Source organism: Pseudomonas sp. 1912-s, assembly GCF_029269205.1.
Classification (GTDB): Bacteria; Pseudomonadota; Gammaproteobacteria; order Pseudomonadales; family Pseudomonadaceae; genus Aquipseudomonas.
In genome coordinates, this window is sequence record NZ_JARIXR010000024.1 from 101884 (window position 1) to 108814 (window position 6931).

Sequence of the window (6931 nt, forward strand, 5' to 3'; positions counted from 1 at the left end):
CCTGGCCGGGGCGTTTCGGTTAGCGTGCACTCACCTGGGGGACCTCGTCCTTGGGCGCCCTCCAGCTCAGCAACTGTTGTTTGTAGCCGTAACTGGCGCCCTGGTAGTAGGTAATGGCCCGCTGGATCAACGGGTCATCGCTGCCAACACGGGACTCATGGCTGTCACCCAGCGCCTGGTCATGGCGGCGCAGGCCCTGGCGTGGGCTGAGGATCGCCAGGTCGTTACCGTCGAATAAACCGAGGTACTGGTAATTGCCGACCACTACCCGTGGCGGCAGCGGGTTGTCTTGCAGCAGGTTGCGGCCAAAAAACGTCGACTCGTAGCTCAGGTTCAACAAGCCCAGCAGCGTCGGCGCGAGGTCGATCTGGCTGGCCAGCTTCGCGTTCTCGGCGGCATCAATCAGCTTGGGCGCGTAGATGAACAGCGGGATCTGGTAATTGACCATGGGCAGGTCTTCCTTGCCCGCGCTGCCTGCCGTGTGGTCGGCGACGAAGATAAAGATGGTGTTGTCGAACCATGGCTTCTGGCGCGCCGCCTCCAGGAACTGGCCGATGGCGTAGTCGGTGTACTTCACCGCGCCATTGCGCCCGTCGCCGGATTTGATATCAATGCGGCCTGCCGGGTAGGTATAGGGGCGGTGGTTGGAGGTGGTCATCAGTTGCAGCAGGAACGGTTGCTGCTTGGCATAGTCTTCGTCCGCCAGTTTCAGCGTCTGTTTATAGAGGTCTTCGTCGGCCATGCCCCAGGCGTTTTTGAAGCTGATTTCCGCTTCGGGCACGCTGCTTTGGTCGACCACCCGGTAACCATTGCCGCTGAAAAACGCGTTCATGTTGTCGAAGTAGCCACGGCCGCCGTAGACAAACACGCTGTCATAGCCGACGGCGTTGAGCTGCTGGCCCAGGCTCCCGAAGCCGCTCTCCCGGCCGATGCGCTTGACGATGGAGCGTCCTGGCGTCGGCGGAATGGCCAGGGTGATGGCTTCCAGGCCACGGTCGGTGCGGGTACCGGTGGCGTAGAAGTTATTGAAGTACAGGCTTTGCTTGCGCAGCGCGTCGAGGTTGGGCGTGAGGTTATTCGGGTCGCCGTTGCTGCCCATGTACTTGGCGCTGAAGCTTTCGATGGTCACCAGCACGATATTGGGTTTGCGCAGCGTGCCCGGGTTGGTAATGGCGCGGCGGATATCCAGCGGATCAGTGCCGATAAACCGTGCGTTCGGCTCGCTGAGTTCGGCGCGCAACTGCTTGGCGACCACATCCGCCGGGAGGCTCTTGTAGAACTGGTTATAGTCCAGCTCGTTATTACGGAAGGCGGCGAAGAACTGATACGGGCCGTTGCTCGCCAGTTCATTGTTGTAGGCGTTACCGCCCTGGCTGCGCGGTCTGTCCTGGTTGATCAATTGCAGGCTCAGGCCGGCCACCACCAACAAACCGAGTGCGTTGAGCAGGCGCTTGCGCATCGCGGGCAACGGCGCATTCATCGCCGTGTTGAACGGTTTACGCAAGGCCAAGCTCAAGACGATTGCCATCACCGCCAGCAGGCTCAGCAGCTTGCCGATCGGATAGGACTCCAGCAGGTTGTTCAGCACCTCTTTGGAGTAAACCAGGTAATCCACGGCAATAAAGTTGAAGCGCACGCCGAACTCGTCCCAGAACAACCATTCGGCCACGCTGGTGAAGAGCATGGCGAACAGGCTGACGGTGAGTACGGCCTGCAGGAACCAGCGATGGCCCCGGCGACGCCACAACCCCGGCGGGCACAGCAGCAGGTACAGGCCCAGGGGCAGTGCAGCATAGGCGAGGAAACCGAGGTCATAGAGCAGGCCCACGCCAAATACCGGCAGCAGGTTACCGCTTACTTCGTCCAGGTGGGTTACCAGCAGCAGAATCCGGGTCAGTAGAAAAACAACCAGCCAGGCACCGGTCACCAACAGCAAATAGCGCATTGGCGCCGTTTTTGGAAAACCCATGTCAATGTTCCTTATTTTCGATGGGCGCGATCTTCGCGCTGACACTGTAGTCAGGTTGTGAACCTATAGTGAAAAACTCGTTAAGTCCCGCAATCGGTTGAAAACAGTAATTGACGCGGCCTTCAGCCCTAGCCGTGAGCCATACTTGGCCTTAAGCTGCGCGAGCCAACACGGCCGTTACCGCGTACGGAGACACTGCCCATGCGAATTTTATTGGTTGAAGACAACCGCGATATTCTGGCCAACCTGGCCGATTACCTGGGGCTGAAGGGCTACACCGTAGACTGTGCGCAGGACGGTTTGTCGGGCCTGCACCTGGCTGCAACCGAACATTACGACCTGATCGTGCTCGACATCATGCTGCCCGGCATTGATGGCTACACCCTGTGCAAACGCCTGCGTGAAGACGCACGCCGCGACACGCCGGTGATCATGCTCACCGCCCGTGACCAACTGGATGACCGGCTGCAGGGCTTCAAGTCCGGCGCCGATGACTACCTGCTCAAGCCGTTTGCGCTGTCGGAATTGGCCGCACGCATCGAAGCGGTGCTGCGCCGTGCCCAGGGCGGCGGTCGCCGTGCCTTGCAAGTCGGTGACCTGAGTTACGACCTCGACACCCTGGAAGTCACCCGCGAAGGGCGCCTGCTCAAGCTCAACCCGGTCGGCCTGAAGCTGCTGGCGGTGCTGATGCAAAAAAGTCCTCACGTGTTGCGCCGCGAAATTCTCGAAGAAGCCCTGTGGGGTGATGACTGCCCGGACAGTGACAGCTTGCGCAGCCATGTCCATCAACTGCGTCAGGTGATTGATAAACCCTTCGCCAAACCGTTGCTGCAAACGGTGCACGGTGTGGGTTATCGCCTGGCCGAGGGTCGTGATGGAGTTTAAGCAAAGCCTTGCCCAGCGGATCATCATTGCCTTCGCCTTGATGAGCGCGCTGGTGGCGGGGGCCTTCGCCATGGGCATCGTCGCCACGGTGCACCTGGTGGAAGAAAAACTCATTTCGGCAGGCCTTGGCGGTGACTTGCAACGCCTGCTGCTGATGGACAGCGTCGAGGACTGGAGCCACCGTCCCGAGCCGGACCAGCTGTTCTACTTCAGCGGCGGCCCCGGCGATTTCGAGCTGCCCAAAGACTTGCGCCACCTGGACGCCGGTTTTCACGAGGTATTCCGCGAGCAGCTTTCCTACCACGCGATGGTCGAAATCGTCGACGGTCGCCGCTACGTCCTGCTGCAAGACCAGAGCGATTTCGAAGAGCGCGAGCGCGTGCTGTTTGCCGTGGTGCTGGTGGGGTTTGTGCTTAGCCTGGCGCTGGCGGTGTTCCTCGGTTGGGTGCTGGCGCGCAAGGTCATGGCACCGGTGGTGCGCCTGGCTCGCCAAGTGCGCCATCGGGACCAGTTACTCGGCCTGGCGCCGCCCCTGGCCCCGGACTATGCCGCGGATGAGGTCGGTGAGCTGGCCGTGGCCTTCGACGCGACCCTGGGCCGTTTGCGCCAGGCGTTGTCCCGGGAGCAGCTGTTTACCAGCGACGTCAGCCACGAGTTGCGCACCCCGCTGATGGTGCTCGCCAGTTCCTGCGAACTGTTGCTGGAGAACCCGGCGATTGATCAGCGCGGCCGCAAGCAGGTTGAGCGCATTGCGCGGGCCTGTGAGGAAATGCGCGAACTGGTACAGACCTTCCTGATGCTGGCCCGTGCCCAGCGCGAAGAGGCGGGCATGTCGCCCCAGGCCAACCTGGCGCAGGTGGCCGACGACCTGCTGGGGATCTGGCGTGAGCCGATCGAGCGCAAAGGCCTTGAGCTGATTTATCAGCCCGGGGCACCACTGGATACCCGCTACAACGCGACCTTCCTGCATGCGGTGATGGGCAACCTGCTGCGCAATGCACTGCATTACACCGAGCAAGGCTTTATCCGCCTCACCCTGGAGCCGAGTGGCTTTGTGGTGGAAGACTCCGGTGTGGGAATTCCCGAGGACAAGCGCGAAGCGATGTTCGAGCCGTTTGTGCGCGGCAGTGAAAAGCGTGGTGAAGGACTGGGCCTGGGGTTGTCGCTGGTCCAGCGCATCTGCGAGAACCAGGGCTGGAGCGTCAGCCTCAGTACCATGGAGCCCAACGGTTGCCGTTTTCACGTCGAGTTGAGTCAGGTCAAACCCTGATGCCTGCCCTGCCGCTACCCTGCGGCAGACTCCTCGATTTTCGCCGAAGATGGCACCATGCCACGACTTGTATCTGCAAAGTTTTGTAATGTATACGATTCGACAGGACAAGTTTTTCACAATGTGTTGACCTGTTGATCACAGGATTCTGCTTAAGGTTGTAGGCATCAGTAACTGGAGACCCGTTGATGCCTACTCCGATCAAGCTCGAATTTTCCGAAAAGTACGACGATCAGCACGCGCAGAATTATTTGCTCAAACATCAGGACAATCTGGCTCGCCGGTTGTCCCACAAACGCGACGAGCAATTGGCGCGTGGTGCGCTGGCCATGGCCGGTGAGCCTGGCCTGGTGCTGGACTTGCCGTGTGGGGCCGGGCGTTTCTGGCCATTACTGGCAGAAAAGCCCAACCGCGTGATCATTGGCGCCGACAATTCAGCGTCGATGTTGAAGATCGCCACCGTCGCCCAACCGGCGGATGTGGTGAAACGGGTACGCCCCTTGCAGACGTCTGCCTTTGATATTGATTTGCCCGACAACGCAGTCGACAGCATTTTCTGCATGCGCTTGATGCACCACATTGGTGACCCCGAGCACAGGCTGGCAATACTGCGCGAATTTCAGCGTGTTACCCGCGACAGCGTGATTATCTCGTTGTGGGTGGACGGCAACTTCAAGGCGTGGAAACGCAAGCGTGCCGAAGTGCGGCGTCGCAAGAAAGGTGAGCAGGAAGGTTACCAAAATCGGTTCGTGTTACCGGCTGCTACTGTTGAGGCAGAGTTTGAACAGGCCGGTTTCCGTGTTCAGGAATCTCTGGACTTCATACCGCTCTACGCCATGTGGCGAGTGTATGTATTGCGCAAGAGGTAACAGGATGGCTGTCGAGTGTTTAGCAGGTAGTGAAGTAGCTCCCGAAGAGCGATTTGATTATTTCTGGCGCCAGCAGGGCGAGTGGGTCGAGGAACCCAATCGTCGTCGTGGCGGTGAAAGTGGTGTGCAACGGGTAGTGGGCACCAATGGTCGTTTGCTCTACAGCAAGCGCCAGACCGGCCATATCTACCGCAGTTGGCTCCATCCTTTTGGACGCCCCACTGTTTTACGTGAGCGCGATGCCCTCAAGGGCCTGCGTTTGCTGGATGTACGCGTGCCGGAACTGGTGTTCTGCGAAGCCCGCCGCGACCCTGAGCACCAATGGAAAGCGTTGTTGGTGACGGCGTCGCTGGACGGTTTCGACGAGATCGAAAACTGGTACGCCGCCGGTGGTCGTGAGCAGTATGGCGAGTTGGTGCATGAGCGCCTGCTCAAGGAACTGGCCGGTACCCTGGCGCGGATGCACAAGGGCCGTTGGCAGCATGGTTGCCTGTATATCAAGCATATCTTTGTGCGGGTGACGGGCGAGGGTGATGCGGCCAAGGTAGAAGTGGCGCTGCTGGACTTCGAGAAGTGCCGCCAGCGGTTGACCGCGTTTCGGGCGGCTCGGCACGACATGTTGCAGTTGCGCCGCCATTCGTCGTGGAATTCTACGGACTGGAAAAAACTCAGCTACTTTTACGAGACGGCGTTTGGCAGCGCTATCAAAGGTTTAACGTAATGAAGCTAGAAATTGCACGAGGTTTGTTTCTGTTGGGGGCGTTGGGCATAGCTGCCCTGGCCCTGGCTGCCTGGGAGCAGCCCCGGACACAAGTCCTCAGTGCGGTGCAGGGTGTCGGGCAGCAGTGCCCGATGCCGCGGATCGCCAAGGTCGGTGTCACGGCCAAGCCTGATCATGAGTTGTTGTTATTCATGTTCGGGATGTCCCAAGGGATGAGGCCACAAAGTTGAAGAGATTGAAGCCCAAATAAAAGGCCTCGCTGGTTCGAGGCCTTTTATTTGGGCTTGGGTTTTTGGGGGTTGGGTGTATATCCGTTTCTTCGGTAACGGCTACTTGTGGTTCCGCTCTTACAGCGGGTCACTTTGCAAAAGCGGCAAAGTAACCAAAACGCTCTGCCCCGCCTGTCGGCGCCTCGCCTAGGCTCGGCGTTCCCTTGTAAGATTGTTTTCACCTGCTTCAGACCGTAGTGCCCTCTGATTTCGAGATCGTGAGTGAGCATGGGTCGGAGCAGGTTCCTTCCTAAACTAGTCCGAACGGTTGCCTGGGCGCAAAGCCCGATTCTGCAAGGTTGGACGTGAGGAAAACGCTATGGACCATGACTCTGCGTTCGTCGGAATTGATGTTTCCAAAAACAAGCTCGACTCATTCGTCAGCACTACTGGCCAAGTCGAACAGTTTTCCAATACTCAAGAAGATATCCAGCGTTTAGCTAAACATCTCAAGGCTCAGGAGCCGGTTTTGGTGGTGCTGGAAGCRACTGGTGGATATGAGCGGCTTGCCGCTGCCGAGCTTTGTGCTGCTGGATTACCCGTTGTTGTTGTCAATCCCCGTCAGGTTCGTGATTTCGCCAAGGCGACCGGTAGGCTGGCGAAAACCGACGCTCTRGATGCCCAGGTGATTGCTGAGTTTGCCCAGGCGGTCAAACCCGAGATTCGGGAGATCCCAGATGAACACGCTCGTGAACTGGCGGATCTACTGACTCGACGCCGCCAGCTCATCGATATGATCGTGGCGGAAGAGTCTCGACTGAAACAGGCGGTATTCAAGGCACTTCGACGGGACATCAAGGCACATATCGTCTGGCTTCAAAAGCGCCTTAAAAGCACAGACGATGACTTGCACGAAGCGATCAAAGCTTCGCCGGCTTGGAAGGCCAATTATGATTTGCTGCGCGAGGTATCGGGCGTTGGCAATGTGCTCGCACTTTCGCTGCTGGC

Annotated in this window: 7 protein-coding genes; 6 read left to right on the forward strand and 1 reads right to left on the reverse strand. The window is 58.9% G+C overall.

All coding sequences use genetic code 11. The annotated features are described in order from the left end of the window. Positions 1-19: 19 nt before the first annotated feature. On the reverse strand, positions 20-1969 hold the full coding sequence (locus P3C29_RS24860; protein ID WP_275965709.1) for an LTA synthase family protein: 1950 nt from the start codon (positions 1967-1969) through the stop codon (positions 20-22). A 201-nt stretch (positions 1970-2170) separates the two neighbouring features. On the opposite strand from P3C29_RS24860, the gene colR reads away from it, so the two are divergent. The 6 genes from colR to P3C29_RS24890 all read left to right on the forward strand — a co-directional run. Further along, positions 2171-2854 carry a two-component system response regulator ColR gene (colR, locus tag P3C29_RS24865; RefSeq protein WP_003175870.1) on the forward strand — a complete coding sequence of 228 codons (684 nt, stop codon included), beginning with the start codon at positions 2171-2173 and terminating at the stop codon, positions 2852-2854. Then, complete coding sequence (locus tag P3C29_RS24870) at positions 2844-4124, forward strand: HAMP domain-containing sensor histidine kinase (RefSeq protein ID WP_010170010.1); 1281 nt, start codon at positions 2844-2846, stop codon at positions 4122-4124. The genes colR and P3C29_RS24870 overlap by 11 nt, the downstream gene beginning before the upstream one ends. Positions 4125-4312: 188 nt before the next feature. Next, positions 4313-4993 carry a class I SAM-dependent methyltransferase gene (locus P3C29_RS24875; RefSeq protein ID WP_003208584.1) on the forward strand — a complete coding sequence of 227 codons (681 nt, stop codon included), beginning with the start codon at positions 4313-4315 and terminating at the stop codon, positions 4991-4993. A gap of 4 nt (positions 4994-4997) precedes the next feature. Next, complete coding sequence (locus tag P3C29_RS24880) at positions 4998-5714, forward strand: lipopolysaccharide kinase InaA family protein (RefSeq protein ID WP_029615863.1); 717 nt, start codon at positions 4998-5000, stop codon at positions 5712-5714. Further along, positions 5714-5944, forward strand: a complete 231-nt coding sequence (locus tag P3C29_RS24885) for a hypothetical protein (RefSeq protein WP_010170008.1) — start codon at positions 5714-5716, stop codon at positions 5942-5944. Before P3C29_RS24880 ends, P3C29_RS24885 begins: the two co-directional genes overlap by 1 nt. A gap of 358 nt (positions 5945-6302) precedes the next feature. Then, positions 6303-6931: IS110 family transposase (locus P3C29_RS24890; RefSeq protein ID WP_275965710.1), on the forward strand; the 629-nt coding region annotated here is incomplete at its 3' end.